This is a genomic window from Chitinophaga sp. 05T412 (assembly GCF_056396465.1).
Genome location: NZ_JBFTLN010000052.1, coordinates 1 through 1140 on the forward strand (window position 1 = coordinate 1; position 1140 = coordinate 1140).

The window sequence follows — 1140 nt, forward strand, 5'->3', positions numbered from 1 at the left end:
GTATTGGTCGATGCTGCTGCATGGCGGCAARCTGGTGCTGTGCAGCCAGGAGTCGCTGCTGGATGAGCAACAGCTCTCTGCCCTGATAGCCASGCACCAGGTAGATCTGATGTGGTTTACCAGTGGTTGGTTAAATCAGCTGGTAGACAGAGATATTACGGTATTTGCAGGTCTGGGTACGGTGCTCACAGGCGGAGATAAGTTATCGCCTTTGCACATCCATACCTTACAGCAATATTATCCTTCCCTGCGGATYATTAACGGATACGGACCAACGGAGAAYACCACTTTCTCCCTTACTTACCACATAGARAAAACGTTGTCGGATATTCCGGTGGGCAAACCTATCGGYCATAGCAGTGCTTACATCCTGGATGCMGCGGGRCAGTTATGTCCGGTAGGTGTAGCCGGAGAGATCGTTGTAGGAGGAGCWGGTATTGCCCGAGGCTACCTGAATAAACCGGAGTTAACAGCGGAGCGTTTTATACCCGACCCATTCCACTCCGGCGGGCGTCTTTATCGCACGGGTGATCTTGGTCGCTGGCTGCCGGATGGCAACATAGCTTTCCTGGGCCGCAAGGATGACCAGGTGAAGATCCGCGGCTACCGGATAGAGCCSGGTGAGATCACGCATGCACTGCAATCTCACTCAGGTGTGGATGCAGCAATAGTAGTGGTACGCAGCACTGCACAGGGAGATAAAGAACTGGTGGCCTATTTCACCGGTGCTGAACCGTTACATACGACTACGCTAAGAGCATGGCTGGAYAAAACACTCCCGGCYCATATGATCCCTGCTTACTTCGTGCAACTGGACAGCTTACCACTGAATGCCAACGGTAAAGTAGACCGCCGGCAGCTGCCYGCTCCGGAAGACTTTGGRCTAMCYACCGGTACTACGTATATACCTGCCCGTAATACAACAGAAGCGCAGCTGATCTCCATCTGGGAGCAGGTGCTTGGCAGAACGCAGATYGGYGTTAAAGATAAYTTCTTTGAGCTGGGAGGCCATAGCCTGAAAGCCACGAGACTGGCCAGTTTGATCCACAAGGCATTTGAAGTGAAGCTGCCATTAAAAGTACTTTTTTCCAACAGTATACTAGAAGAGCAGGCGTTACTGATTGCAAAATCACGTAAAAC

Annotated in this window: 1 protein-coding gene; it reads left to right on the forward strand. The window is 51.7% G+C overall.

The window, feature by feature from the left end:
• Positions 1-1140, forward strand: a 1140-nt coding sequence (locus AC1DFM_RS34615; RefSeq protein WP_477081355.1) for a non-ribosomal peptide synthetase, incomplete at both ends; no start/stop codon positions are given.